The following is a 26,078-nucleotide window of genomic DNA, read 5'->3' as shown; positions in this document are numbered from 1 at the left end:
CGGCCGGGCTGCACCGACCCCGGCCCTCAGGCGCGGCTCAGGGCCGGTCGAACACCCCTACCGAGCGCCCCCGTCGCAGGCCCAGCCGAACGCCCCCGTCGAACGCCCCCCAGCGCAGCGTGCCCCTACCGGCCGTCCAGCCAGGTCGCGATGCCCTCCAGCACCTCCGCCGCCACGTGCCCGGGCCGGGCGTACTCGGCCGGGGTGGCGGGGCCGTCACCCGGGAGGAAGAGGTGGTTGAGCTCCGGGTGGATCCGCACCGTCACCCCGGGCCGGTCGGCGAGGGCCTGCCGCCAGCGCGTCAGGTCGTCCTCGACGGTCACCTGATAGTCCCGGCCGCCCTGGAGGATCAGCATCGGGACGGACAGGCCGGCGGCCGTGGCCACCGGGTCGTAGTCGCGCAGGTCGAGCCAGTACGCGGCGGAGAGTCCGAACGGCAGCGCGTCCGCCGGGGTGTCCGGGGTCAGCTCGGGGCCCTCCACGACCGCGGCCTGCCCGACCAGGGTCTCCACCAGCTGCTCCAGCTGCGGTCCGGGCATCAGCGCCGCGAGGTACCGGGCCACCCGGACGGCCGCCTGGTGCATCGGCTGGGCGTCGGCGGCCAGCAACACCAGTCCCGCGACCGGGGGTTGCGCCGCCGCGGCGATCCGGGGCGCCACCTTGCCGCCCATGCTGTGGCCGAGCAGGTGGAGCCGGTCGGCGTCGATCTCCGGGCGGGCGCGGAGCAGGTCGAGGGCGGCGAGCGCGGCCGGCAGGTACTCGTCGGCCATGGTGAAGCCGGCGGGCAGCCGGTCCGGGTGGGTGAAGGTCGGCTTGTCGAAGCGCAGGACGGCCGTCCGCCGGGTGGCGAGCCCCCAGGCGAGGTCCTTGAGCGGCTTGTTGGGGCCGCTGCTCTCGTCGCGGTCGAAGGCGCCGCCGCCGCTGAGCAGCACCACGGCGGGCCAGGGGCCCGGTCCGACCGGCAGGGTGAGGGTGCCGGGGACGGCGAGCGGTCCGCTGCCGAGCAGCACGTCGGTCTCGGTGAACCGCGCCGGGTCCGCGTACGGCGGCGGCTGCCAGGCGGCGTCGTCGCCAGGGTCCAGCCGCAGTCCGTGCAGCAGGCCGTCCGGGCCGACCGAGGTGACCACGGTGAAGCCGCCGTCCGCACAGCTCACCGGGATGCGTACGCGCACCGGCTCGGCACCGGGTTCGGCCACCTCATCGGCCCCTTCCCCGGCCACCTCCCCGGCCTCCGGTTCGCCGATCGCCGTCACCCCGCCGCGCCCGTCGGTTTCGGTCGCCCAGGCGAGGCGGAGCGCCTCGGCCGGGACAGCGGCCCGCAGCGGCGGCGCGAACAGTTCGACGGCCTCGGCGAAGTCCTCGGCCCGCAGCAGTGCGGCGAACGCGCGGGCCGCCTCGGTCACTCGTCCCTGATCATCCCCCATGGTCAGGAACCGTATCAGGAGCGGGATTTGGCTCCGCCGACCGCCGGCTCACGCCCCCGGGTCGCGGCCGAAGAACGCCGCCAGCCGGTCGTACGCCGGGGCGTCCGCCGGCGCGGGGACTTCAGGGCCGAAGGCCTCGCCGCGGTACTCGGGTTTGAGGGCGCCGTGCGCCCAGTCGAGCGCCGCATCGGCCACCTGGTGGTCCAGCCCGTCGGTGGACTGGCCGGTCGCGTGCGCCAAGTCCCAGGCGTGGACGGCGAATTCCGTGGTCTGCTGGTCGACCGCGAAGCGGGCCGGGATGGTGCCGCCGCCGGGCCCCGGCACGGTGCCGGTGAGGTCCCCGGCGGCGCGCCAGGCCTGGACGAGCCGTTCGGCGCCGGCTTCGAAGGCGTGCAGCCAGTCCTCCTCCACCCGGTCGAAGGGCTGTGACCAGTCCGGTCGGCCGCCCTCGGCCCGGAGGGTGAACTGCCACAGGTCGTGGAGGAGGTGGCTGATCAGATCGCCGACATCCCAGGCCTGGCAGGGGGTCTGGTGGCCGGCCAGCTCGACACCGGTGCCGTCGATCAGCCCGGCGGTCTGGGCGAGAGCCCGGGCGAGCAGGTCGATCGGGTCGTCCACCGCGGTCATGGCACACCTCTCGGTCGGGGTCTGGGTCCTGTCCGGCGGATCGTGTCGATCGGCGCGCGGCAGGATCCGCCGGACAGGGCCCGGGGCGCACGGGTCGTGCCGGGCGATCGTAAGCGCGGTCACCGACGACCGCCCGGCACGACACCGCCGCCCCTGCCGGACAGGCCCTGGGCGTCAGGCGGCGAACCCGCCGTCCACCGACAGTTCGGCGCCGGTGACGTACCGCCCGTCCTCGCCCACCAGGTAGGCGACGGCGCCCGCCACCTCCGCCACCGTGCCGTAGCGGCCGAGGGCGACGAAGCCGCGCTGGAAGTCGGCGGAGGGGCCGTCGGCGGGGTTCATGTCGGTGTCGATCGGGCCCGGGTGGACCAGGTTGACGGTGATCCCGCGCGGGCCGAGCTCCCTGGCCAGCGCCTTGGTCAGGCCGATCAGCGCGGCCTTGCTGGTCGCGTAGAGCGCGGCACCGGGGAAGACCACGCGCTGGGCGATGCAGCTGGCGATGCTGACGATCCGCCCGCCCTCGGCCAGGTGCGGGACCGCCGCCTGGGCGTAGAGGTACGGCGCGCGGACGTTCACGTCCAGCACCCGGTCGATCTCCTCGATCGAGGCCTCCTCGATCGGCCCGCCGGCGCCGGCGCCCGCGTTGTTCACCAGGACGTCCAGCCGCCCGAACCGCTCGGCGACCTCCGCCACCGCGGCGCGCACCGCCGCCGGGTCGGCGCTGTCGGCCCGCACGGCCCAGCCGGTCCGGCCCATCGCGGTGATCTTCGCGACCACCTCCTCGGCCCGCTCGGCCGAGCCCTGGTAGGTCAGCGCCACATGGGCGCCGTCCTCGGCCAGCCGCAGCGCGATGGCCGCCCCGATCCCCCGGCTGCCGCCGGTCACCAGGGCCACCTTGCCGTCGAGCGCCGCCGCACCGTTCATCGTCATGTCTTCGGATCTCCCTCGTTCACCGTGTTCCGATCGCGCCCCCGCCGGTGTGTCCGGCCGGTGTGCCGCTCTCGAGGTACGGGTCGATCCTGATCCGGATTCCTTGACGTCTCCGGCGGTATTCAGACGTTGCGTTCAATCTTCAACTACGACTCCGCACGCCCCGGTGGTGCGACCACCGGCAGTACGACCCGGCCCACGAACGCGCCGGAACGGCCACCCCCGCACAGGGGTGGCCGCCGGTGTGGAGCCGCGTCAGACGGTCAGCGTCTGCCCCGGGAAGATCAGGTCCGGGTCGGCGCCGATGGTGCGCACGTTCTTGCCGTACAGGCTGTCGGTGTCGACGCCGAACTTGGCGGCGATGTCGCTCAGCGTGTCACCGCTCCTGACGGTGTAGCTGCCGCCGGAGGTGTTCCGCTCCGCCGCCGGGGCCGACTGCGCCGGCTTGGCCGACGGACGGCCCTGCGGGGCCTCCGCGGCGGGCGACTTGGCCTTCGGGGTGGCCTTGGGAGCGGTGTGCTGGGCGGCCTTGGGGGCCGCCTTGGTGGAGCGCTGGGCCGGCTTGGCCGCCGAGGAGCCCGCGTCCGAGCCGGTGTCGACGGCGGCCGGGGCGCCGCCCTTGCTCAGGCCGGCCTTCTTGGAGCAGACGGGCCAGGCGCCCGGCCCCTGCGAGGCGAGCACCTTCTCGGCGACGGCGATCTGCTGCGCCCTGGTCGCCTGGTTGGCCTGGGGGGCGTACGCGGTTCCGCCGTACGCGGCCCAGGTGGAGGGGGTGAACTGCAGTCCGCCGTGGAAGCCGTTGCCGGTGCTGATGCTCCAGTTCCCGCCGCTCTCGCACTGGGCGACGGTGTCCCAGGCCGAGGAGGGTGCGGCGGAGGCCGAGGTGGCCGTGACGAGGCCGGCCACCGGCAGGGCCGCTATGGCGGCGCCCGCGATGACCGCCAGCCGCAGGCGGTTGCGCTTGACGGTGGCGGTGGTGTCGGTGGCAGCGGCGGTCTCGTGACGGGAAGTCATGAATGTCCTCTCGACAAGCCCCGGGCGGGCAGGCGGAACCGGGCCCGGGACACGGGCCGGTCGATCGCACTCACCTCACTCGTCGGGCGGCCGGACACGTGTCGGACGTGCCGTGCCGCCCCGGTCACCTCCACTCGCCGACGGCCTGTTCGAGCCGGTCTCGTCGGCGGGCACCGCCCTCGCGCCGGGGGTCAGTCGGCGGGCCGTGCGTCGGGGTGAACCCGGGTGGCGCTCGTTGCGCCGCCAAGAAAGCTAGGGGCATGTCCGGGGCGCAGCAAGCAATTCTTGGTCATCGCAGGTCAGTTGACTGTTACCGGCGGTATCGATCAAGAAATGGTGCCCGGTTCGACCGGGTTTGACCGCATTTTAAAGATCGAACGATCAATTTCCGTGCTCGCACTCACATCTGTCCATCCGTGAAGTGCCGCACACCGTCGACGGCCCGTCACCGATCACTGACGGGCCGTCACCACGACATCCGGAGTTCCCCGTTCGGCAAGGCGACCGAGTGGGATCCGTCACCACCGACACCTTCCGCGATCGCGTGAAGACGCTCAGCTACGACTGTCGAGCTCCGCGTCCCGCGCCAGCAGCGCCGCCTGGACCCGGTTCTCGCAGCCCAGCTTGGCAAGGATCCGGCTGACGTACGTCTTCACCGTCGCCTCGCTCATGTGGATCCGGGCCCCCGCGTCCGCGTTGGACAGCCCCTCCCCGAGCAGCGCCAGCACCTCCAGCTCGCGCCCGGTGAGCACCTCCAGCCGGCGCCGCGCCTCCGCCCCGCGGGCCGCCGCCGAGCCGCTGCGCCCGGAAGCCAGCGAGTCGACGATGTGCCGGGTGGCGGCCGGGGAGAGGAAGGCGTTCCCGCCGGCCGCCGCGCGGACGGCCTGGATCAGCTCGTTCGGCGCGGTGTCCTTGAGCAGGAACCCGGCGCCGCCCTCGGTCACGGCGCGCAGGACGTTCTCGCGCTCCCCGAAGGTGGTGAGGATGATCGCCCGCGCGCCGGGGGCGACCCTCCCGAGCTCCCCGAGCGCCGTCAGCCCGTCCATCACCGGCATCTGGATGTCCAGCAGCACGACGTCCACCCGGTGCGCCCGGGCCAGTTCCAGCGCCTCCCGGCCGTCGGCGGCCTCCGCGACCACCTCGATGTCATCGGCCGACCCCAGGATCATCCTGATCCCGGCCCGGATGAGCGGCTCGTCGTCGGCGACGAGGACTCGGATCACGCTGGTCATTCCCCTCGAACGGTGGTGCGACTTGAGCACCATCCTCACATCCCCGCCCCCGCCGTCCCCCGCCCGGGCCGCCCCGGCCCGACGCGCCCGGCCTCGGCGGCCGGGGCGGACGGTGTCAGCTCTTCTTGACGTACTCCACCTTCTCCACCAGCACCCCGCCCTTGAAGCAGAACCGCGCCGCGTGGTCGTCCGACCAGGAGTCGCCCGTCTCCGCCTTCGCCAGCGAGTACCAGCGGCAGTGCGAGTCCTCCGGCTTGGGCGGGCCCGCCTGCTGGTAGTCGGAGGTGAAGAAGTCGTTGCCGGGCGGCAGCTGCCGCATCACCTCGGACCTCGACTCCCCGACCCTGATCTGCTCGTAGAGCGACTGCGACACCGTCGAGTCGCTGGCGCCCCGGACGAAGGCCACCACACCCCAGGCCACCAGGCCCGCCACGATCAGCGTGACCGCGCCCACCCCGGCCGCACAGCCGAGCGCCGGGCGGCGCCGGCCGTCCTCCGCCCCGTCGGCCGGCGGCAGACCGGACATCCAGTCCTCCTCCGCCGTCAGCGCGGCGGCGCCCTCGGCCTCCGCCCCCTCGTACGGGAGGACGGCCGCCAGCCGGAAGCCCCGCTCGGGCGTCGGACCGGCGTGCACCATCCCGCCGACCAGCCGGGCGCGCTCCCGCAGGCCGGTGAGCCCCTGTCCGCCGCTCACCACCGCCCCCGCGCCGGCGCGCGCGCCGACCAGCTCCGGCGCGCCCGGGTTGGTGACCTCCACCACCAGCGCGTCCGGCTCGTACCGGAGCGCGACCGCGATCGGTGCGCCGGGGGCGTGCTTGTGCGCGTTGGTGAGCGCCTCCTGCACGATCCGGTACGCGGCGTGGTCGACCGCCGCCGCGAGCGCCCGCCGCTCCCCCTCGGTACGGAACACCACCTCCGCCCCGGCCGCGCGGGAGGACTCCACCAGCCCCTCGACGCCGTCCACCCCGCCCCGGGCGGGCGCAGGGCCGGGGGCGCCTGCCGCCGGCGGCAGGGCCGTCGACTCGTCGTGCAGCACCCCGACCACCTCGCGCAGCTCGCGCATCGCGGCGACCGCCGCCTGCCGCAGCACCCCGACCGCCTCCCGCTGCCGGTCGCTGAGGGTGCGGTCCACCTCCAGCGCGCCCGAGTGCACGGAGATCAGCGCGAGCTGGTGGCCCAGGCTGTCGTGCATGTCCTGGGCGATCCGGTGCCGCTCGCGCAGCCGGGCCTGGTGCACCACCATCGCCCGCTCGCGCACCAGCTGGTCGTTGCGCTCGCGCAGCGCGTCCAGCAGGGCCCGGCGCTGCGCCCGGTAGCGGCTGTAGAGGGCGGGCAGCACGGCGAAGACCAGGAAGACGCCGAGCGACAGTCCGATGATCAGCTTGGACGAACCCGTGGCGCCGTCCTTGAGCATCCCGAAGGTGGAGAACACCAGGTAGCTCAGCACGAAGGCGCCGACCAGCCGCCACACCCGGCCGATCCGCGCCCCGGCCACCCAGCCCGCGCACACCAGCAGCAGTACCGGCCCCACCGACCAGCCCGCGATCGCCCCGGTCAGCACCAGCACGGTGGCCGGGAAGCCGCGCCGCAGCACCCACAGCACCGCGACCGCGAGACCGAAGGGCCAGGCCAGACCGGTGCCGGCGACCAGCTCCAGCAGCCCGGTGAGCACGGCCAGCAGCAGCGCCACCACCGCCTCGCCCACCACCCGCCGGGGCCGCCACGGCCCCGGGAGTGCCGTCCGTACCACCTTCGACCAGGCCCGTGCGATTGCGTCCACCCGTCGAGGCTAACCGGGCGGCCGTCCGGGCCGCGGTCACCCTTCGTCGTCGCCGGGGCCGACGAAAGTCGCCGCTCCGGGGCCGCTGCCCGAGCCGTCGGCCTCCCCGAAGACCGTGAGCAGCAGCGCCACGTCGTCCACCCGCCCAGTCGAGCCGACCTCCCGGATCAGCCGCTCGGCCAGCTCCTCCAACGCCTCCCCGGGCCGCCCGTGCGCCAGCGCCGCCCGCAGCCGGTCCACCCCCTGGTCGATCGCCAGCGCCGGGTCCTCCACCAGCCCGTCGGTGTACAGGGCGAGCAGCGAGCCGGGCCGCAGCCGCAGCTCGGTGACCGGGTACGCGGCGCCGTCGTCCACGCCGAGCAGCGGCCCGCCCGGGACGTACAGCGCCTCGGCCCGCCCGTCCGGGTGGCGCAGCACGGGCGGCAGGTGCCCGGCCCGGCCCATCCGCACTGTGCCGTCGGCGGGGGTGAGCCGGACCAGGCAGCAGCTGGCGAGCAGCCCGGGGTCGAGGTCGAGCAGCAGCCGGTTGGTCCGGGTGAGCACCCGGTCGGGCGGCTCGCCGCCGCTGGCGAAGGCCCGGACGGCGCTGCGCAGCTGGCCCATCGCGGCGGCGGCGGCGACGCTGTGGCCCTCGACGTCGCCGATCACCAGGGTGAGGTCGGCGCCGGTGATGATCGCGTCGTACCAGTCGCCGCCGATCTCCATGCCCTGGGTGCCGGGCAGGTAGCGGGCCGCCGTCCGGATCCCGGGCACCTGCGGCAGCCGGTGCGGCAGCAGGGCCTGCTGCAGGCCGCGGGCCAGGGCGAACTCGGCGTCGTAGAGCCGGGCGCGCTCCAGCGCCTGGGCGATGAAGCCGCCGAGGCCGGTGAGCAGGCCGCGCTCCTCGACGGTGAAGGGGTGCGCCCGGTCGAAGCCGAGGATGCAGCTGCCGACCGGCCGGCCGGAGGCGATCAGCGGCAGGAAGGCCCAGGCGCCCATCTCGTCCAGGGCGAGGCCCGGGTAGGCGGCGGCGAGTTCGTGCACCGACTCGAAGAAGATCGGGGTGCCGGTGCTGAGGGTCTCGGCGCCGGGCACCCGGGCGTCGAGCGGGGTGCCCTCGAAGCCGTCCAGGAAGCCGTCGGGGTAGCCGCTCTGCGAGACCAGGTGCAGCCGCTGCTCGCGCACCCCGTAGATGGCCAGCTCCTGGCCGCCGAAGGCCGGGAGGATCTCCTCGGCCACCGCCCGGCACACGTCGCGCACGGTGGCGGCCTCGGTGAGCGCACTGGCCAGCTGGAGCAGGTGGTGGGTGCCGCCGACGCCCCCGACACCGCCCGTGCCGGCGCCGGCGGTGGCCGGGGAGAGCACGGCGGTCGGCGGCTCGGCCGTGCCCGGCGGGGCCTCGGCGGCGACCACCCGGGCGGTGACGCCGTGCGCGTCGGGGAAGAGCGAGAAGGCCAGCCAGCCGTCCGGCGGGCGGGCGGCCAGGAAGGCGGTTGGCTGCTGGGAGAGCAGGGCGGCGCGGTAGCGGTTCTCGTAGAAGGGGTCGGCGAGCCAGGGCAGCACCTCCCACGGGTGGTGGCCGACGAGGTCCGCCGCCCTCGCCCGCAGCAACGGCTCGGCGGCCCGGTTGGCGTAGCTGATCAGGCCGTCCGGGTCGAGCGCGAGGACGCCCTCGTGCAGCCGCTCGACGGCGGCTGCGGCGGCGGTCAGGGTGCTGACGTCCAGGACGGCGCCGACCAGGTGGGTCCGGCCGTCGGAGATCGCGCCGGGCACCCGGGCCCACAGCTCCACCGGGTGCGGGTGGCCGGCCGGTCCGAGCACCCGCACCCGGGCGGCCAGCACCTCGCCGCGCTCCAGGGCGGTCCGGGCCGCGGCCCGGAACCCGGGCACGTCCCCGGGGGCGATCCGCCCGGTCAGGCAGCCCACCGTGCCGTCGAACTCGCCGGGCGCGAGGCCGAAGATCTCCTGGAACCCGACGTCCGCGGCGAGCGCGCCGGTGGCCACGTCCCAGTCGAACAGCCCGACCCTGGTGCTCGGCGCGGACGCCGACGGCAGCTCCACCACGGCGGCGTCCCCGGCCGGCTCCACCGGCTGCCCGGAGGCCGCCAGTTCGGCCAGTCCGGCGCCCAGTCGGGAGGTGATGGCGATCAGCTGCGGGCCCTCCCGGGCCGGCCCGCCCTCGTCCGCGGCCGGCCACAGCACGCTGAGCACCCCGAACCGCTCCCCGCCGTGCCCCACCGGCACGCAGGCCGAGACGAACTCGTACGGCAGGCCGACCGCGAGCTGGGGGAAGCGCCGCATGGTGTCCTCGGAGTCGGACAGCTCGATGCTCCGGCCGCTCCGGAAGCAGACCGCCACCGGCAGCGGCCCGGCCGCCGCGATCCGCCGGAACGGGCTCATGATCGACAACGGCACCCCGGCCAGGGTGCGCAGCACCAGCGACCGCCCGTCCCGCGCCCGCAGGTACACCATCGCCGCGTACGCCCCGGTCGACCCCAGCGCCCCCCGGACGGCCTCCGCCAACAGCTCGTCCCGCCGGTGCTCCGCCTCCGGGCCCGTCCCCCCGACCGGCTCGCCGGCCCCACCGGTCACCTGCGGATGGCGCATGCTCCCTTGCTACGTCCGCCCCGGAACCGTGTCAAGGCGAACCCCCACCGCCGCCGGTCCACCTCCGCCCCCTCCGGCACCAACGCGGACGCCCTCACCGGCCTCGTCGACCATCCGCCGGGAGGGTGAACCCCTACAGCTCGGTGAGGTCGATCTCCACGGGATACGGGACCACGGCCTTCACCACGCCCGTGAACAGGTCACCTGCCCGGTACGACCGGCTCCCGACGTGATCTGCCGGTGCACCCACTCGGGTGCGATCACCTCGGCCGTCACGGTGTACCTCCCCGGTGTCCTGCGTGGGCCTGTGCCGTGTGCCACAGCCTGGTGGAGCACATCGACACCCTCGGATGGTTCGGGGACCGTTCGATATCCTCGCGGCGGGTGGTGGCGCGGTGGCCGCCGGGGGTGGAGGCGAGGGCCGCATGAAGTCGTCCGAGGGGCCCGCGCGGGAGGCGGCGTGGCAGTGGGACGGGCCGGTGGACGGGGCCGGCGGGGTGTCCGGGGACGTGATCGGCCAGGGCCCGGACGGGGGCGGGCCGCGGCTGAGCCGGCGCGGGCTGCTGGCCGGGGCCGGGGCGCTGGCGGTCGGCGGGGCGGCGTGGGCACTGAGCCGTGCGGGCAGGGGGCCGACGCCGGGCCCGAGCAGGCCGCAGCCGACCGGGGTGTCCGGGCCGGCGCCGCTGTGGACGTACCGGGGCGCGCAGGCGATGACCCCCGAGCGGCTGCTCGCCCCGCCGCCGCGCCCGGTGTTCCTGTCCAAGGCCGGATTGCAGGTCCTCGACCCGGCGGGCGGTGATCCCCGGCGGCTGCTGGTGTTCGACCCGCCGCGGCCCACGGACTGGCCGAGCGATCTCGAACTGCCCGGCGGGAAGGTCGCGATCGGGCCGGAGCACCTGTTCAGCACCGAGTCGAAGGGCCACCTGGACGCGCACCACCTGAGCGATCCGGCCGGCGACTGGAGCCTGCCGCTACCGGAGGAGCTGCAGGGCCAGTGCAAGCTCACCGGCATGGACGGCGGTGTCCTCTTCGGTTTCGCCTGGGGCCGCGGCCGCCCGGAGCAGACCTCGGCGGAGAACCGGGTGTTCGCCCTGCGACCCACCGACCGCTCGCTGCTCTGGTCCCTGCCCGCCGTCCAGCAGGAGCTGCCGGTCACCCCGCTCGCCGCGGACGGGAAGTACCTCGCCTGCGCCCGCTCCCTCGGCGACCACTCGCTGCTGGTGGTCCGGCGCGCCGCCGACGGCCAGGAGCTGTGGACCGCCCCCGGCCAGGAGGACCTGCGCTGGTGCGCCGCCGACGCCGGGCGCCTCTACCTCCCGGACGGCACCGGCGGTGTCCGCACCCTGCGGGTCTCCGGCGAGCCGGACTGGACGGCCTCCCCCGCCCGTGGCGAGTCCTGGCGGGCGCTGCCGCCGCTGCCGGACGGCCCCCAGGTGTACGTCCCGCGCGACGACGGCGTGGTCACCGCGCACGACACGGAGACCGGCGCGGTGCGCTGGACCTGCCGGGTGCCGTTCCTGCTGGACCGCCGCAGCCGTCCGGTGGTCACCGTCGGCACGCTGTTCGTCCCGGGGCCCGCGGCGGGCGGGGTGTGCGCGATCGACACCCGGTCAGGCCGAATGCTCTGGACCTTCCGCGACTCCGGCCCCGGCCGGGACGTCTGGGCGGTCGCCGTCGACGACCGTCACCTCTACGCGGGCCACGACGACGTCCTGCACGCGCTCCCGCTGCTCTGACGCCTGCCCCGGCCGTCCGGTCCGGCGCACCCACCCGCCCCCGGCCGCCCCGCCCGCACCGCCGCCCACCCGGCCCGGCAGGATTGGTCTGGTGAAGGTACGCCCGATCTCCCCCGACAAGCTGGCCGAGCTGCTCACCGACCGGATCACCGAACTGCCCGGCGCCGGCGAGCGGTGGCTGCGGATCGCCGTGGACGGCGCCGGGCCCGCCCGGCCCGAGCTGCTCGCCGACGCCCTGGTGGAGCCGCTGCGGCTGCGCGGCCGGCCCACGCTGCGGGTGTCGGCGGCGGACTTCCTGCGCCCGGCCTCGATCCGGCTGGAGTACGGCCACCACGACGCGGACGCCTTCCACGACCTCTGGCTGGACGACGGCGCCCTGCTGCGCGAGGTGCTGGACCCGCTGGAGCCGGGCGGCACCGGCCGGGTGCTGCCCTCGCTGCGCGATCCGGCCACCGACCGCTCGACCCGCGCCCCGTACGTCCGGCTGCCGCCCGGCGGCGTGCTGTTGCTGGACGGCGCGCTGCTGCTCGGCCGCTGGCTGCCGCTCGACCTGACCGTCCACCTGGCGCTCACCCCGGCCGCGCTGGCCCGCCGCACCCCGGCCGACCGGCAGTGGACGCTGCCCGCCTTCGCCCGCTACGAGGCGGAGACCGGGCCGGCCGAGGCCGCCGACCTCACCGTCCGGATGGACGACCCGCGGCACCCCGCCCTGGTCGAGCGGCCGTGACCGCGGAAACCGCGGGGGCCGGTCCGCGCTGGCAGTAGGGGCACCAGAACACCGCCCGGTCCCGGGGAGCCTCGCCCTGGCGGCCGGCCAGCACGGGTGTGACGCAGCGCGGGCAGGGCCGCCCGGCGCGGCCGTAGACCCAGTGCCGGTAGCCGGGCCGGGTGTCACCGGTGGTGACGTGGCCGGGGCGCAGCTTGTTGGCGTCGAGCATCTGCCGGGCGCGCTCCACCAGCCGGTCGGGGTGCGGGACTTCACCGACCTCGGTCCACGGGGTCACCCCGGCGACGAAGCACAGCTCGTTGGCGTAGACGTTGCCGATCCCGGCCAGGTTGCGCTGGTCGAGCAGGGCCTCGACGAGCGGCCGGGTGGGGCGGGCGGTGAGCCGGTGGACGGCCTCGACCGGGTCCCAGTCGGGGCCGAGCAGGTCCGGGCCGAGGTGGCCGACGGCCCGGTGTTCGTCGGTGGTGCGCAGCAGCTCGACGACGGGCAGCCGGTAGCCGACGGCGGTGCCCTGCTCGGTGCCGAGGACGGCGCGGATCTGGTGGGCGGGGCCGCCGGTCCAGAGCTCGCCGGGGCGGTAGACCTCCCAGTGGCCGTCCATCCGCAGGTGGGTGTGCAGGGTGAGGCCCCCGTCGAGGCGGGCGAGCAGGTGCTTGCCGCGCGGGCGGACCTCCAGCACCCGGCGCCCGGCGAGGGCGGCGGTGGCGTGGGCGGGCACTCGCAGCTCGGCGCTGGTCAGCAGCTGTCCGGCGAGGGCCCCGTGCAGCCGGGCCGCCACGCGGTAGATGGAGTCACCTTCTGGCATGACTCCATTCTGATCCGCATGGCGGCCCGGCGCGGCACGGCCCTCGGCCGGACGGACCCTACTCCTCGGGCGCACCGTCCGCCGTCCGGCCCTCGCGCACCACGACCACCGGGCAGGGCGCGTGCTCGGTGACGTGGCGGCTGACCGAGCCGAGCAGCACGCCGGAGAAGCCGCCGAGGCCACGGCTGCCGACGACCAGCAGCGCGGCGCCCTTGGCGGCCTGCAGCAGGACACCCGCCGCGTTGCCGGGCAGCACGTTCTCGGTGACCGCTACGGGCGGGTCCGCGCCGACCACCTTGGCGACGCTCCCGGCGAGCGTCTGGCCGGCCAGCTCCTCCGGGTTGAAGGACACGTCGGTGGGGGCGGCCGTCCCGCCCCAGCCGTAGAAGGCGGGGTACTCCCAGGCGGCGACGGCGTTGACGGTGCCGCCGACGGCCTCGGCGTAGTCGACGGCCCAGCGCAGGGCCTGCTCGGAGGCGGGCGAGCCGTCCACGCCGACGACGATCCGGGGTTTGCCACTCATGTGGGTGCTCCTTCGCTTGGTCCTGGTCTGCCCGTGCCGGGTTCCGGCTGTGCCGTGTACCGGACCGCGACAGGTCTCACTGCTGAGCCCGACCGACCTGGGTGAAGCCGTGGGGTGGAACACCGTCAGGGCCGACAGGGCCGGTCGCAGACCGGGTTCGAGTCAACCACCCGTTCGCGCCCCTCGCCCGCTCGGCGCACCCGCTCCAGCACAGCCCGGCCCGGCCCGGCCCGGCCCCACCGTGGCCAGGGTCTGTGGAGCCGGGCCACGGTGGGGCCGGGGTCCGGAGCCGGGGTCAGTTCACCGTCCGGGCGAGCCACGTCCGGATCGCATCCGCCGTCGTCGCCACGTGCTCGTCGAGCATCGAGTGGTGGTCTCCCGGGACGTCGCCGGGGCGCAGGTGCAGGGTGGGCTCGACCGTCTCCTCCGGCCGGCCCAGGAAGATGCGCACGTACGCGCCCATCGCCGCGAGCGCGGGCTCGTCCAGCCTGACCGCGGTACGCGCCGCCAGTCCGGTGAGCCGTTCCTCGTCCCTGACGGGGTGGGTGTCCAGCAGCACCACGGCCTCGGCGCCGACCCGCTCCGCGACGGCCTGGGCGACCAGGCCGCCGGTGGAGCGGCCCAGCAGCACCACCGGCCGGCCGAGCCGCCTGATCGAGGCGGCGTGCGTCCGGACGAGCGCCTCCACGTCCTCCGGCACCTCGCCGCCCTCGTACCCCGGGTGCGGGAGCAGCCACAGGCCCGGGAGGTGCCGGGCCAGCTGGCGGTACTCCCCGGGAGGCGAGGTGAAGGCGGGGAAGCAGACGATCGCCGGGCCCTCGCCGTCGCTGTCGCCATCGCCGGCGCTGAGTCGCGTCGGGGCCGCCGGCGGGAGCGTCGCCGCCGACGGCAGCGCCCACGAGGCGGAGACGAGCAGGTGCATGGCCTCCTGGTGGCGGCCCAGCCCGCACAGCCTGTGGTACAGGAAGGCGAGCGTTCCCGGGGCCGGTGGCGGGCGCAGCTGCTCGGCGATCGCCCTCGGCGTGGGGGAGTCGAACACCACGGTGGCGGGCAGGCGCAGGCCGGTCCGCTCCTCCAGCCTGTTGCGCAGCTCGACCGAGGTCAGCGAGTCGAAGCCGAGGTCGGGGACCGGGGTGTCCGGATCTACCTCCGGGTAGCTCAGTACGGCGGCGATCTCGGCGCACACCAGTTCCAGCAGGTTCGTCGGCCGGGCCGGTTCCGCCGCGCGCCGCGGTTCCCGCCGGGGAGTCCGGTCGAAGGCGATCGGCACCAGGACCGGTTCGTCGCTGCCCAGCGCCGCCTCCAGGAGCGCCACGCCCTCCGCCGGGGTGAGCGGCACCGGGCCGGGACCGGCGGTCCGGTCGGCCATCATCCCGACCGTCCACGGGCCCCAGGCCAGGGAGAGCGCGGGGAGCCCCGCCCGCCGCCGGTGGCGGGCGAGTTCGTCCAGATAGCTGTTGGCCGCCGCGTAGTTGGCCTGTCCGGCGTGGCCGAGCACGCCGGCCGCCGAGGAGAACAGCACGAAGGCGTCGAGGTCCCGGTGTGCGGTCAGCTCGTGGAGGTGCCAGGCGGCTTCGGCCTTGGGGCGCCATACGGACGCCAGGCGTTCCGGAGTCATCGAGGCCAGGATCCCGTCGTCGAGGACCCCGGCGGTGTGCACGACGGCCCGCAGGTCCTCGACCGAGTCGACCAGTGCGGCCAGCGCCGCCCGGTCGGTGACGTCCAGGCGGGTCTCGCCGCTGCGGCTGGCGACGACGACGCGCACGCCCTTGTCCCGCAGGTGGTCGGCGACCGCCCGGCCCAGCGCGCCGCCACCGGTGACCAGGACGGTCCCGCGCCAGGCGAAGGCGCCGCCGCCGGCCACGGGGACCAGCTCCGCGCGTTCGGCGACGGTCTCGGGCCCCTGGTCACCGAGTTCGGCCAGGGTGAACCTGCCGGGGTGTTCCCGCTGCGCGACCCGGACCAGGCCGGCCACCGCCGCTCCGGCGAGGTCGTCCGGCCGCACCAGGACGGTCAGGTGCTCGTGATCGGCCTGCAACTCCCGCAGGACGAGTGCCAGGGCGGCGGGCGCGTCCCCGGCCGGTACCTCCAGCAGCTTGCCCCGCGGGGGTTCCGGCACCCGCTGCCACTCCGGGCGGAACAGGGAGCCCCGGCCGGTTCCGGTCGTCCGCGCGGTGAGCGACTCGACGCACGCCACCGGTCGGCCCGTCCGGTCGGTCACGTCGATCCGCCCCGCGCGGATGCGCACGCGCAGGGCCGTGGCGCCCCGGGCCAGCAGGTGCACGCCGCGCAGGACGAACGGCACCCCGCCGGTGAGCAGCCGGGCCGGGTGCAGGGCCGCGTCGAACAGGGCGGGGTGCAGGGCGAACCGTCCGGCGTCGGGGAACTCCCCGCGCACCTCGCCGAAGAGTTCGTCGCCGCGGCGCCACATCCGGCTCAGCCCGCGGAACGCCGGACCGTAGTCGGCGTGCTCGACGTCGAGCTCCTGCGCGCCCGGCGGGGGCCACTCGCCGGTCTCCACCTGCGGGGGCGGCCCGGAGTCCAGTCGGCCGCTCGCGCAGCGGACCCCGTTCGCGTAGACCTCGAACGGCCGTGCGCCGTCGGGCTCCGCGGGCCGGACGATGACCTCGGCCCGCCTGGTCCGGGGCAGCGGCATCGCGGTGTGCAGGACCAGTTCCCCGACGCCGGCGCACCCGGCCCGCTCCCCGGCGTACAGCACCAGTTCCAGGATCGCCGTGGCGGGCACCAGCGCGGTCCCGTCGACGACGTGGTCGAGCAGCCAGGCGGGGCTGAGGTCGGCGAGGCACACCACCTCGCCCGAACCGGGCACGACGACGGTCGACTCGATCAGCGGATGCTCGGCGCCCCGGTCGAGCCAGTAGCGCCGGCGTCGGAAGCCGCGGGTGCCCCGCAGCCGGGCCGCCGCCCGCTCGGGGTCGGTGGTGGGGACGACCCCTTCGACGAGGGCGCCGAGGGTGTTGCCCGGGCCGAGTTCGACCAGGGTGGCGCCCTCGACCGCGGCCACGTGGTCGGCGAAGCGGACCGTCTCGCGCAGGTGTCGCACCCAGTGGCCCGGATCGTCCGGGCGGGCGCCGATGACCGGGATCGTCGGCGGACGGTACGTCAGGCTCTCCGCCACCCGGGCGAACTCCGCCAGCACGGGGTCCATCAGTGGCGAGTGGAAGGCGTGGCTGACGGTCAGCCGGGTGGCGTGCTCGAACCCGGCGGCGATGGCGAGGACTTCCTCCTCCGGCCCGGACACGACGACCGAGTCCGGGCCGTTGACGGCCGCGATCGCGGTGCGGGGGGTGAGCCGGACCTCGCTCTCGGCGGCCCGGAGGGCGACCATGGCCCCGCCCGGCGGCAGCCCCCGCATGAGCCGTCCGCGGGCGGTGACGAGCCGCGCGGCGTCGGGCAGCGACAGGACGCCCGCGACGTGGGCGGCCGCGATCTGCCCGGCGGAGTGCCCGATCAGCGCGTCCGGGCGGTACCCCCAGGACTCCAACAGGCGGAACATGGCGACCTCGTAGGCGAACAGGGCCGCCTGGGCGATGTCGGTGCGGTGCACCAGCTCGGTGTCGACCTCCTCCCGCACCGCCGGGTCCAGGTGCGCGCAGGCCTCCTCGAAGGCCGCGGCGAACACCGGGTGCCGGGCTGCCAACTCCCGCCCCATCCCGGGCCGTTGCGCCCCCTGCCCCGGAAAGAGGTACGCCGTCCGCAGCTGCTCGTACTCCTCGACGATCACGTGCGCGTTGGTCCCGGAGATCCCGAACGCCGACACCGCGCCACGGCGCGGACGGTCCCGCGCCGGCCAGGGCGTCGGCTCGGTGACCAGGCGGACCCGGCCGGCCGTCCAGTCGACCTCGCGGGAGGGCTCGTCGATGTGCAGGGTGGCGGGCACCGTGCGGTGCCGCATCGCCATCACGGTCTTGATCACCCCGGCGACCCCGGCGGCCGCCTGGGTGTGCCCGAGGTTGGACTTGACGGTGCCGACCAGGACGGGGGCCGGCCGGTCCTGGCCGTAGGTGGCGAGCAGCGCGGCCGCCTCGACCGGGTCGCCCAGGGCGGTGCCGGTGCCGTGGGCCTCGATCACGTCCACGTCGGCGCCGTTCAGTCCGGCGTCGGCCAGCGCCTGCTGGATCACCGCGGCCTGGGCGGGGCCGCTGGGCGCCGTGAGGCCGTTGGAGGCCCCGTCCTGGTTGACCGCCGAGCCGCGCAGCAGGGCCAGGATCGGGTGGCCGTTGCGCACCGCGTCCTCGACCCGTTCCAGGAGCAGCAGTCCCGCTCCCTCCGACCAGACGGTGCCGTCGGCGGCCGCGGAGAACGGCTTCACCCGTCCGTCGGGGGCGAGGCCGCGCTGCCGGCTGAAGGCGACGAAGCTGTCCGGGCTCGCCATGACCGTGGCGCCCCCGGCCAGGGCCAGGTCGCACTGCCCGCTGCGCAGCGCGTCCGCCGCGAGGTGCATGGTGACCAGGGAGGAGGAACAGGCGGTGTCCAGGGTGAGGGCCGGCCCGTGCAGGCCCAGTCCGTAGGCGATCCGCCCGGACGCCACGCTGCCCGCCGAGCCCAGGGCGAGCTGGGGCAGGAGCTCGTGGTCGGCGCCCCGGAACCGGCCGGCGTAGTCGTTGTACATCAGGCCCACGAAGACACCGGTGTTGCTGCCGCGCAGCGACTCGGGGGCGATCCCCGCCCGTTCGACCGCCTCCCAGGCCGTCTCCAGCAGCAGCCGGTGCTGGGGGTCGGTGGTCAGGGCCTCCCGCGGTGACATCCGGAAGAACGCCGCGTCGAAGTCGGCCGCGTCGGCGAGGAAGCCCCCGCGCGTCACGTAGCTGGTGCCGACGTGGTCGGGGTCGGGGTGGAACAGCTCGTCGAGGGGCCAGCCGCGGTCCGTGGGAAAGTCCGTGATGGTGTCCTGGCCGGCGGCGACCACCCGCCACAGGTCCTCGGGGCCGGCGATCCCGCCGGGGTAGCGACAGGCCATGCCGACGATCGCGACCGGCTCGGTGGCACTGCGGGCGGGCGGCGGCCCGCCGTCGGCCCCGCCGGTCAGATGGTCCGCCATCGCGCGGGGCGTGGGGTGGTCGAACACCAGGGACGGGCGCAGCGCGACCCCGAGTCCGGTGCCCAGCCGGTCCCGCAGCCGTACGGTGCCCAGCGAGTCCAGACCGGCCTCGGCGAACGGCTGGTCCGGCTCCGGTGCCCGACCGGTGATCCCCTCGGTCTCCCGGCGGACCAGGTCCAGCACGTACTGGAACCGCAGCCGTCGCCGGGCCGGCTTGCCCGAGGACGTCTGCGGGATCCGGCTGACCGGGCGGATCGCCTCCGGTACCCGGTGCGGTGGCAGCTGCCGACGGCAGAAGGCCAGGACCGCCGCCGGATCGGCGTCGCCGACGACGTAGCCGACCGGCACCTCGCCGAGCACCGCGTCGGCCTCCCCCGCCACGGCCGCGTCCCGGACGTCCGGGCAGCGGGCCAGCACCTGCTCGATCTCGGCGGGGTGGATGTTCTCCCCTCCCCGGATGATGATCTCGCTCGCCCGCCCGGTGACCACCAGCCGGCCGTTCTCCTCCCGGCCGAGGTCCCCGGTGGCCTGCCAGCCGACGGCGCCGGGCATCCGCAGCTGGATCTCGCCGTCGACGAACCGGGTCTCGATCCCGGGCAGCACGACGCCGTCGACGGCGACCTTCCCGGAGGCCTCCGTGCTGCCGTAGCCGTCGTGCAGCTCGTGGCCGGACGCCCGGCGGAACCGGTCCCGCAACTCCTCCGGCAGCGGAGCGCCGGCCGACAGGCAGCGGGGCGGCAGCGGGGCCCCGGCTTCCAGGAGCTGGGTGAAGACCGTCGGTACGCCGCCCAGTGCCGTGAACGGTGTCCGGCGGAGGAGCTCGGCCGCCGCCTCCGGCGTGAAGCGGTCCATCACGTGGGCGCTCGCGCCCAGGGCCAGCACGCCCACCACGCACATCGAGTGCCCGAAGGCGTGGAACAGCGGCAGCGGCCACAGCAGGTGGTCCTCGGCGGACATGCCCAGCAGTCCCCGGTAGGCGTGGTCGGCCGACCGGAGCCAGGCAGCCTGCGTCGACAGCACGCCCTTCGGGTCCCCGCTGGTCCCCGAGGTGTAGTGCAGCCAGGCGGGCGCGTCCGGTTCGAGGTCGTCCCGGGCCGGCGTACGGGTGGGGGCGAGCAGGTCGTCCACCGTCACCACCCGGACACCGGACATCCGTCGGGCCCGCGCCAGGTGGGCGCGGTCGGTGATCACCAGGTCGGCTCCGCCGTCGGCCAGACGGAACCGGAGGTCGTCGTCACCGATCCGCGGGTCGAGCGGAACGCCGACCGCGGCGGCGCGGGCGACGCCGAGGGTCGCGGTGATCGCGGGCACCCCGCCGGCCAGGTACAGCGCCACCCGGCTGCCGCGCTCGACCCGGAGGTTGCCCGCCACCAGGGCCGTGTGGCGGGCGAGGTCGCCGTAGCTCAGCGCGCCGCGGGCGTCGGCGAAGGCGGTCTTGTCCGGATGCTCCGATGCGCGACGGAGGATCAGCTCGTGCATCTGGCACCCCTGCATTCCGCGGTGTGGTGAACGGGTTGTCGCAACGGTCACGCGTGGCGTGATCGTTCGTCAAATCCGCTCCGCCTCCGCGCGGCGGCACCACGGCCCTTCTCCTGGATTCCGCGGACCCGCGCCCCGCCGGGTCCGAGTCGGCAGCGGATGGCCCTCCGCCCCGGAGAGATGCCGGGAGATGCCGGAGCGGAGCCCTGACGCCGTTCTCGGGTGAGTCTCCTCTCTCACCTCAACTGCGGTAGGCTGACCAGGAGTTCGACATCCGCTCGGCCTGCCCCGGGGTGAACTGGGTCATGCAGGAGTCGTAGCTGTAGTCCATGAAGTTGTGGATCGGGTCGAGTGTGCCGCCGGGGCAGCTGTGCCGGCCCTCCGGGCAGCCGTAGGCGGCGCTGCGCTCGGGCGGGGTGTCGTCCACGTAGTCGCCCGGGGTCAGGCAGCCGCCCTGGAAGGTGTGGAAGAGGCCCAGCCAGTGGCCGGTCTCGTGGGTGGCGGTGTTGCCCTCGTTGTAGTGGGTGGCGGGGCCGCCGGGCAGCGAGTCGTCCAGGACCACCACGCCGTCGTCGGCCGGGTTGGAGCGGTAGGCGTTGGGGAAGGTCGACCAGCCGAGCAGGGACTGCCCGAGGTGGGCGGTGTAGAGGTTGAGGACGCCCTGGTCGCCCTTGCGCAGGGCACTCTTCATCGCCCGCTCGGCGCCGGAGCCGGGTGTCATGCCGGAGTACCAGCCGGCGTTGTCGGTCCAGTCGGTGCCGGCCAGTTCGAAGTGGAACCGGGTGGGGGTGTTGCCCGCACCCTGGCCGCCGTAGGTGGCGTTGAGGTGGTCGATCTGGGCGGCGACGACGCTCCCGTCCAACCGGCCGGCGTCCCCGGAGTGGATCACGTGGACGTACACCGGGACGGTGGTCGGTGCGGCGGCCAGCTGGACGTGCGCCGGGCCGAGCTCGGCGAGCCGGTGGTCCAGGTCCGCCTGCATCGCCCGGGCCTCGCCGGCGCTCACGGCGTTCGGGTCCCGGCCCGCCTGGCTGTCGGCCGGCTTGCGGGCGGCGGCGTCCGCGTCGGCGGTGCCGTCGCAGACGGCCGCCACCGCGCGGTGCGGGGCCGGGGCGGCGACTTGACCCAGACCGGCCGCCGCGATCAGCGCGGCGGCACAGGGGAACAGGCGGGGTGCACGCGAGCGCACCCGGGCAGTACGGCGCATCAGCGCTCCTGACGGGGGAGTTGACGGGGGGGGTGCGACCGCGCCCCGGGCCCGCCCACCGGCGACCGGCGCCCGGCGCGGACCCGCCGAGACTACGACGCGGGGAAGTCGATCTCCCGCAGGGCGCGCGCGGCGCCCCGGTCGAGTACCACTGCCGACGCACACCCCGTCGGCGGCCGCCCCGCCCCCAGCAGCAGTCCGCGCAGCCTGGCCGCCGCGCCCCGGTGCCGGGCGAAGGCGTAGCGCGAGACCCGCCGCCCGCGCCGCCGCTGCCCTGCCCGGGCCTCGGCCGGGTCCGCGTCCAGCAGCAGCAGGTGCACCCGGCGCCCCTGCCGGGCGGCGGCCCGGACCAGCCAGCTCCGGACGAAGGGCAGCGTGCCGCAGTCGTGCACCGCCAGCGGGCCGCCGTCCAGCACCGCCCGGCGCAGCCGCCGGTAGTGGGCGAGCCGGGCGAGCGGCCGGTACAGCGCGTACGGGAGGCGGCCGGGCAGCCGGGCCGCGTACTCCTCGCGGACCAGCTGGGAGTCGACCAGCGCGGCCCGGACGCAGCGGCGCATCAAGGTGCTCTTGCCGCTGCCGGGAAGTCCGGTGACCACCAGCACGTCACCGGCGGGGTAGTGCAGGGCGGCCGGGCCGGGGCCGCGCAGCTCGTGCACGCCGGTGCGGACCACCCTGGCGGGCCGGTCCCCGACCTGGCGGCCCGCCGTGGCGCGGTCCGTGGCGGCACGGTCCGCAGTGGCGCGGTTCTCCGCAACGCGGGGCGGCGGCACCGGTGGTGCCGCCGCCCGCGGTATTCGTGTTCCCGTCACCGGCCCTCCGCTCCCGCCGCCGTTCCCTCCCCGTAGCATGGCGGATTCCCAAAAACGAGTAAAGAGACGTGGTCAGGGCGGGTGTGGAGGGCCGGTGCCGGAGTTCCCTCAGCCCAGCTGCGGGGCGACCCGGGCGGCGACCAGCTCCAGGTGGTCGAGGTCGGCCAGGTCGAGCACCTGGAGGTAGACCCGCTCGCTGCCGACCGCCGCGTACCGGCCGAGCTTCTCCACCACCTCGTCCGGGGTGCCGGCCAGGCCGTTCTCCTTCAGCTCGGCCACCTCCCGGCCGATCGCGGCGGCCCGGCGGGCCACCTCGGCGTCGTCCCGGCCGACGCACAGCACCAGGGCGTTGGAGTACACCAGCTCGTCGGCCGAGCGGCCGGCCTGCTCGACCGCGGCCCGGACCCGGCCGAACTGGGCCGCGGTGTCCTCCACGGAGGCGAACGGCAGGTTGAACTCGTCGGCGAAACGGGCCGCCAGCGCCGGGGTGCGCTTCGGCCCGTTGCCGCCGACCAGCACCGGGATCCGCTCCTGGACGGGCTTGGGCAGCGCGGGCGAGTCGGCGAGGGTGTAGTACTCGCCGGCGAAGTCGAAGGTGTCGCCGAGCTTGGTCCGCCACAGGCCGGTGATGATCTCCAGCTGCTCCTCCAGCCGCCCGAACTTCTCCTTCGGGAACGGGATGCCGTAGGCGGTGTGCTCGGCCTCGTACCAGCCGGCCCCGAGACCGAACTCGACCCGGCCGCCGCTCATCGCGTCGACCTGGGCGACCTGGATGGCGGTGACGCCCGGCAGCCGGAAGGTGCCGGCCGTCATCAGGGTGCCGAGGCGGATGGTGCTGGTGTCGCGGGCGAGGCCGGCCAGGGTGATCCAGGCGTCGGTGGGGCCGGGCAGGCCGTCGACGTCGCCCATCTTCAGGTAGTGGTCGGAACGGAAGAAGGCGCTGAAGGCACCGAGCTGCTCGGCGGTGCGGGCGACCGTGAGGAGGGTGTCGTAGCTCGCGCCCTGCTGGGGCTCGGTGAAGATGCGGAGATCCATGCGGGCCATTCTGGTACGGACCGCCGGTTCGGGAACGCACGGAACCGGCCATGCCACGGAAAGTCCCGAAGGTGGCCAAGGTCTCAGCACGGAACCGTCACGGCCCGGCTCGCCCCCTCGGCGGCTCGCCTACCGTGGACGGATGTTCGCGACCCCCGACGAGTCCTTCCGGCGCTCCCCCGACGAACCGGCCGGCTGCCCGCTGCCCGGCATCGTGGCCGCCTTCACGCCCCGGCTGGCCGAGTTCGCCTTCGAGCCCGGCTTCGTCGCCGCCGTCGACCAGCACGCGGCGATGCTGCGCGAGCTGCTGTACGCCCAGGGGCCGGAGCTGGCGCCCCGGCCCCTGGACCGTGAGGAACTGTCGGACTACGCGCTGGGCTTCCTCGACGCGCTCACCGAGATCGGCTGGCGCGAGCCGGTGGGCTACGACTACGCCGTCACCCGGCTGACCGCGATCTGCTGGCTGGTGCGCGACCAGGGCCTGCTGGAGGCCTGAGCAGCCGTAGCAGCCCTACCGCGGCTGGTCGCCCTCGATCCCCGGCGGGTTGCCCGGGCCGGCCTGGGTGGTCGGCCTGACCGGCTGGTTCGTCAGCGCGTCCGAACGGCCCGCCTGGTACGCGGTGCCGCGCAGCCGGGCGGTCTCCTGCTCGGCGTTGTCCAGCCACCGCTCCCAGCGCTGGCGCATCGGCATGATCAGACCGCCGCCGACACCGACCACCAGCACACCGGTGATGGTGGCGAGCGCGGCGATCAGCACCGGGCCGGTGATCGCGGTCGCGATCCCGGCCTGGCCGAGCGCCGCGATCACCCCCAGCGCCACGATGAACGCCCAGGCCACGGTGGAGACGGTACGGCCGTACGAGGCGCCGGAGAGCGCGTTGCCGACGATGTCGCGCACCCCGTTGGCGATGGCCATCGCCACCACCACGATCGCCACCGCGACGATGCCCCGGGGCAGCCAGGCGACGATGCTGTGGATCATCACGCTGATCGGGTTCGGGCCGAAGACGCCGAACGCCAGCTGCAGCGCCATCAGCAGGATCGCGTAGTAGACGATCTTGCAGATGATTCCGGTCATGTCGTACTTCGAGCCGCTCAGGTAGCGGGCCATCCCGGCCCGCTCGGCGACCTTCTCCGAGCCGACCCGGCGCAGCACGCGGTCCAGGACGCGGGCGATCGCCTTGGCCACGATCCAGCCGATGGCCAGGATCACCAGGAAGGCGATGAACTGCGGGATGAAGCTGGCGATCTTGCCCCAGGCCTGGGTGAAACCCGACCCGAAGTCCACGGAGAGTGCGAGCTGCTGAGCCACGAAGTCCTCCACTCGGTGACACGGCGCCACGAGCGGCGCGGCGACCCCCACCCTTCGTGGATAGCAGCACCCCGCCCCGCCCGCGCGCGCCCGGATGTCCGGGATGGTCCCGTCGGGTGAACACCCCCGCCCTCCGCACGCGTACAGTGGCGGTCCAGACCGAGAGGTGAGGGGTCGCGGTGACGGAGCCGGACGGTGCGCAGGTGATCGGGGACAGCACGGACACGGCCGCGCACCGGGCGCTGCGGTGGCGGGTGCGGCCCGCCGCTCCCCGGGCCGCCGTCCTCGTCCTCCACGGCGGCGAGGAGCACAACCTCGCCCGCCCCCGGCGCCTCAACCTCCCGCTGCTGCGCATGCACGGCTTCCTACGCGCGCTCAGCAGGGAGACCGCGGCCGAGGCGATCGCCATCGGCACCGTCCGCTACCGCCACCGCGGCTGGAACGGCGCCCGCGCCGACGCGGCCCGGGACGCGCTCGCCGCCCTCGACGAACTCACCGGGACGCTCGGCCCGGTGCCGACCGTCCTAATCGGCCACTCCATGGGTGGCCGCGCCGCCCTCCGCGCCGCCGGCCACCCCGCCGTCACCGGCCTGGTCGCCCTCGCCCCCTGGTGCCCCGCCGAAGACCCCTGCGACCACCTCGCCGGCCGCGACGTCCTGCTCCTGCACGGCGACCGCGACACCGTCACCGCACCCGCCGACACCCGCGCCTTCGCCGCCCGCAGCCGCGCCGCCGGCGCCCGGGTCTGCGGCTACACCGTCACCGGCAGCGGCCACGCCATGCTCCAGCGCATCCCGGACTGGCACCGCGCCACCACCCGCCTCACCACCGCCCTCCTCGGCCTCCACCCCCTCCCCGCCGAGACCGCCTCCGCCCTCGCCCTCCCACCCACCTCCCCCGAAGCCCTCGCCCTCCCCCTCCCCCACCAACCCCGCACCGGCCCCGCCCGCGCCTGAGCTCGCCCAAGGGTCGGCCGCGCGGTGCCAGTAGTACTTCTAGTGCCGCCGCATCAGCCGCTACCTGCGCTCGCTTCACCCCATCGACGTGCGCATCGCGATCGTGGTCGACGACTACTCGCCGCACCTGACCACGAAGCGGTGCCAGCGGGTCGGGACCCGGGCGACGGCGGGCGGGTGTAGGCCGCCCGTCGGCGGGGGCGAGGCTCCCGGTCTGGATCCTTGGCTTCCCGCCGCGTTCGACCCACTGCCAGCCGGGGTGGGGCTGGAGGTTGAGCGGCCGAGACGCCCTCCTCGCGGAGCATGATGCGCAGGCCCTCGTGGCTGATGTCCAGGTCGAGAGCGGCAGGCCGTGCTCGGCCGGCTCGGACTTGGCGATCTTCTTGATCTCACGGCGCTCCGGCAGCGTGGAGGTCCTGGGCCGGCCGCGCTCGTACTTCGGGCAGAGCGCCTCGAAGCCGTCGGCGTCGAAGTTGTGGATCACGTCCCGGACCCGGTCGCTGCTGGTGAACGTGACCTCTGCGATCTTCGCCACCGGAATGCCCTGCGCGGGCAGCAGCACAATCTGGGCCCGCCGCCAGGTCACCACCGGCCCGGTGCCCCTGCGGACGATCCGCAGCAACCGCCTGCCCTCGTCGTCATCGATCTCCCGGACCCGCACACGTTCAGCCACGCGATCATTCCGGTCGTCCGGTGCCGCCCGGCAAGGCGCTTACGCACGTGCCCTGGCGCCGCTCGGCCCGTCCATCCGGCGCCAGGCCGGGAAGATCAGCGGGCATAGCGTGATCAGGAGGCAGGCCCCTCCGAGAAGCACGAGGGCTGTTGTCAGCCCGG

18 protein-coding genes and 2 pseudogenes are annotated in these 26,078 nt (G+C 75.3%); 5 read left to right on the top strand and 15 right to left on the bottom strand.

Annotated features, from left to right (window positions below; all coding sequences use genetic code 11):
* Positions 1-125: 125 nt before the first annotated feature.
* The 7 genes from ACZ7BZ_RS26290 to ACZ7BZ_RS26260 all read right to left on the bottom strand — a co-directional run bounded on the left by ACZ7BZ_RS26290 (position 126) and on the right by ACZ7BZ_RS26260 (position 9,593).
* Entirely contained in the window at positions 126-1,424 is a 1,299-nt protein-coding gene (locus tag ACZ7BZ_RS26290) for an alpha/beta hydrolase family protein (RefSeq protein WP_470360444.1), read from the bottom strand.
* Positions 1,425-1,472: 48 nt separating this feature from the next.
* Positions 1,473-2,051, bottom strand: a complete 579-nt coding sequence (locus tag ACZ7BZ_RS26285; RefSeq protein WP_470360443.1) for a TIGR03086 family metal-binding protein — start codon at positions 2,049-2,051, stop codon at positions 1,473-1,475.
* A gap of 174 nt (positions 2,052-2,225) precedes the next feature.
* Positions 2,226-2,981 carry an SDR family NAD(P)-dependent oxidoreductase gene (locus tag ACZ7BZ_RS26280; RefSeq protein ID WP_470360442.1) on the bottom strand — a complete coding sequence of 252 codons (756 nt, stop codon included), beginning with the start codon at positions 2,979-2,981 and terminating at the stop codon, positions 2,226-2,228.
* Positions 2,982-3,236: 255 nt separating this feature from the next.
* The gene (locus ACZ7BZ_RS26275) at positions 3,237-3,995 is read right to left on the bottom strand and encodes a transglycosylase family protein (protein ID WP_470360441.1); all 759 of its coding nucleotides are present in this window, start codon (positions 3,993-3,995) and stop codon (positions 3,237-3,239) included.
* A 554-nt stretch (positions 3,996-4,549) separates the two neighbouring features.
* Positions 4,550-5,218: a response regulator transcription factor gene (locus ACZ7BZ_RS26270; protein WP_470360504.1), complete on the bottom strand. Its 669-nt coding sequence runs from the start codon at positions 5,216-5,218 to the stop codon at positions 4,550-4,552.
* A gap of 124 nt (positions 5,219-5,342) precedes the next feature.
* Positions 5,343-7,007 carry a sensor histidine kinase gene (locus ACZ7BZ_RS26265; RefSeq protein ID WP_470360440.1) on the bottom strand — a complete coding sequence of 555 codons (1,665 nt, stop codon included), beginning with the start codon at positions 7,005-7,007 and terminating at the stop codon, positions 5,343-5,345.
* A 36-nt stretch (positions 7,008-7,043) separates the two neighbouring features.
* Entirely contained in the window at positions 7,044-9,593 is a 2,550-nt protein-coding gene (locus ACZ7BZ_RS26260; protein WP_470360439.1) for a SpoIIE family protein phosphatase, read from the bottom strand.
* Positions 9,594-10,018: 425 nt separating this feature from the next.
* On the opposite strand from ACZ7BZ_RS26260, the gene ACZ7BZ_RS26255 reads away from it, so the two are divergent.
* Together ACZ7BZ_RS26255 and ACZ7BZ_RS26250 are read left to right on the top strand one after the other, a co-directional pair.
* Positions 10,019-11,329, top strand: coding sequence for an outer membrane protein assembly factor BamB family protein (locus ACZ7BZ_RS26255; RefSeq protein WP_470360438.1), 1,311 nt, complete (start codon positions 10,019-10,021; stop codon positions 11,327-11,329).
* A 91-nt stretch (positions 11,330-11,420) separates the two neighbouring features.
* The gene (locus tag ACZ7BZ_RS26250) at positions 11,421-12,056 is read left to right on the top strand and encodes a nucleoside/nucleotide kinase family protein (protein WP_470360437.1); all 636 of its coding nucleotides are present in this window, start codon (positions 11,421-11,423) and stop codon (positions 12,054-12,056) included.
* Here the strand turns inward: ACZ7BZ_RS26250 and ACZ7BZ_RS26245 are convergent.
* The 6 genes from ACZ7BZ_RS26245 to ACZ7BZ_RS26220 form a co-directional block, all read right to left on the bottom strand.
* Positions 12,004-12,861 carry a DNA-formamidopyrimidine glycosylase family protein gene (locus ACZ7BZ_RS26245; RefSeq protein WP_470360436.1) on the bottom strand — a complete coding sequence of 286 codons (858 nt, stop codon included), beginning with the start codon at positions 12,859-12,861 and terminating at the stop codon, positions 12,004-12,006. The two genes, ACZ7BZ_RS26250 and ACZ7BZ_RS26245, sit on opposite strands and share 53 nt — an antisense overlap.
* A gap of 58 nt (positions 12,862-12,919) precedes the next feature.
* A complete protein-coding gene (locus ACZ7BZ_RS26240; protein WP_470360435.1) occupies positions 12,920-13,384 on the bottom strand; it encodes a universal stress protein in 465 nt (154 codons plus the stop codon).
* Positions 13,385-13,679: 295 nt separating this feature from the next.
* The gene (locus ACZ7BZ_RS26235) at positions 13,680-19,925 is read right to left on the bottom strand and encodes a beta-ketoacyl synthase N-terminal-like domain-containing protein (RefSeq protein WP_470360434.1); all 6,246 of its coding nucleotides are present in this window, start codon (positions 19,923-19,925) and stop codon (positions 13,680-13,682) included.
* 241 nt (positions 19,926-20,166) lie between these two features.
* On the bottom strand, positions 20,167-21,132 hold the full coding sequence (locus ACZ7BZ_RS26230; RefSeq protein WP_470360433.1) for a zinc metalloprotease: 966 nt from the start codon (positions 21,130-21,132) through the stop codon (positions 20,167-20,169).
* 92 nt (positions 21,133-21,224) lie between these two features.
* Positions 21,225-21,803 (bottom strand): AAA family ATPase, encoded by a 579-nt coding sequence (locus ACZ7BZ_RS26225; protein WP_470360432.1) that lies wholly within the window; start codon positions 21,801-21,803, stop codon positions 21,225-21,227.
* A 246-nt stretch (positions 21,804-22,049) separates the two neighbouring features.
* Positions 22,050-22,976 carry an LLM class F420-dependent oxidoreductase gene (locus tag ACZ7BZ_RS26220; protein WP_470360431.1) on the bottom strand — a complete coding sequence of 309 codons (927 nt, stop codon included), beginning with the start codon at positions 22,974-22,976 and terminating at the stop codon, positions 22,050-22,052.
* A 142-nt stretch (positions 22,977-23,118) separates the two neighbouring features.
* On the opposite strand from ACZ7BZ_RS26220, the gene ACZ7BZ_RS26215 reads away from it, so the two are divergent.
* Positions 23,119-23,472: a DUF6401 family natural product biosynthesis protein gene (locus ACZ7BZ_RS26215; protein ID WP_380453055.1), complete on the top strand. Its 354-nt coding sequence runs from the start codon at positions 23,119-23,121 to the stop codon at positions 23,470-23,472.
* Positions 23,473-23,487: 15 nt separating this feature from the next.
* On the opposite strand, the gene ACZ7BZ_RS26210 is transcribed toward ACZ7BZ_RS26215, so the two are convergent.
* Complete coding sequence (locus ACZ7BZ_RS26210; RefSeq protein ID WP_470360430.1) at positions 23,488-24,288, bottom strand: mechanosensitive ion channel family protein; 801 nt, start codon at positions 24,286-24,288, stop codon at positions 23,488-23,490.
* Positions 24,289-24,467: 179 nt separating this feature from the next.
* On the opposite strand from ACZ7BZ_RS26210, the gene ACZ7BZ_RS26205 reads away from it, so the two are divergent.
* A complete protein-coding gene (locus ACZ7BZ_RS26205; protein WP_470360429.1) occupies positions 24,468-25,244 on the top strand; it encodes an alpha/beta fold hydrolase in 777 nt (258 codons plus the stop codon).
* A gap of 58 nt (positions 25,245-25,302) precedes the next feature.
* Positions 25,303-25,416 (top strand): annotated as a pseudogene (locus tag ACZ7BZ_RS26200) (IS630 family transposase); the annotation flags it as partial.
* 1 nt (position 25,417) lies between these two features.
* On the opposite strand, the pseudogene ACZ7BZ_RS26195 reads toward ACZ7BZ_RS26200, so the two are convergent.
* A pseudogene (locus ACZ7BZ_RS26195) lies at positions 25,418-25,917 on the bottom strand (helix-turn-helix domain-containing protein); the annotation flags it as partial.
* Positions 25,918-26,078: the final 161 nt, after the last annotated feature.

This window comes from Kitasatospora sp. NPDC036934, from assembly GCF_055608425.1.
Note: the sequence above shows the minus strand (reverse complement) of the source record. Positions and strands in the feature narration are given on the sequence as shown.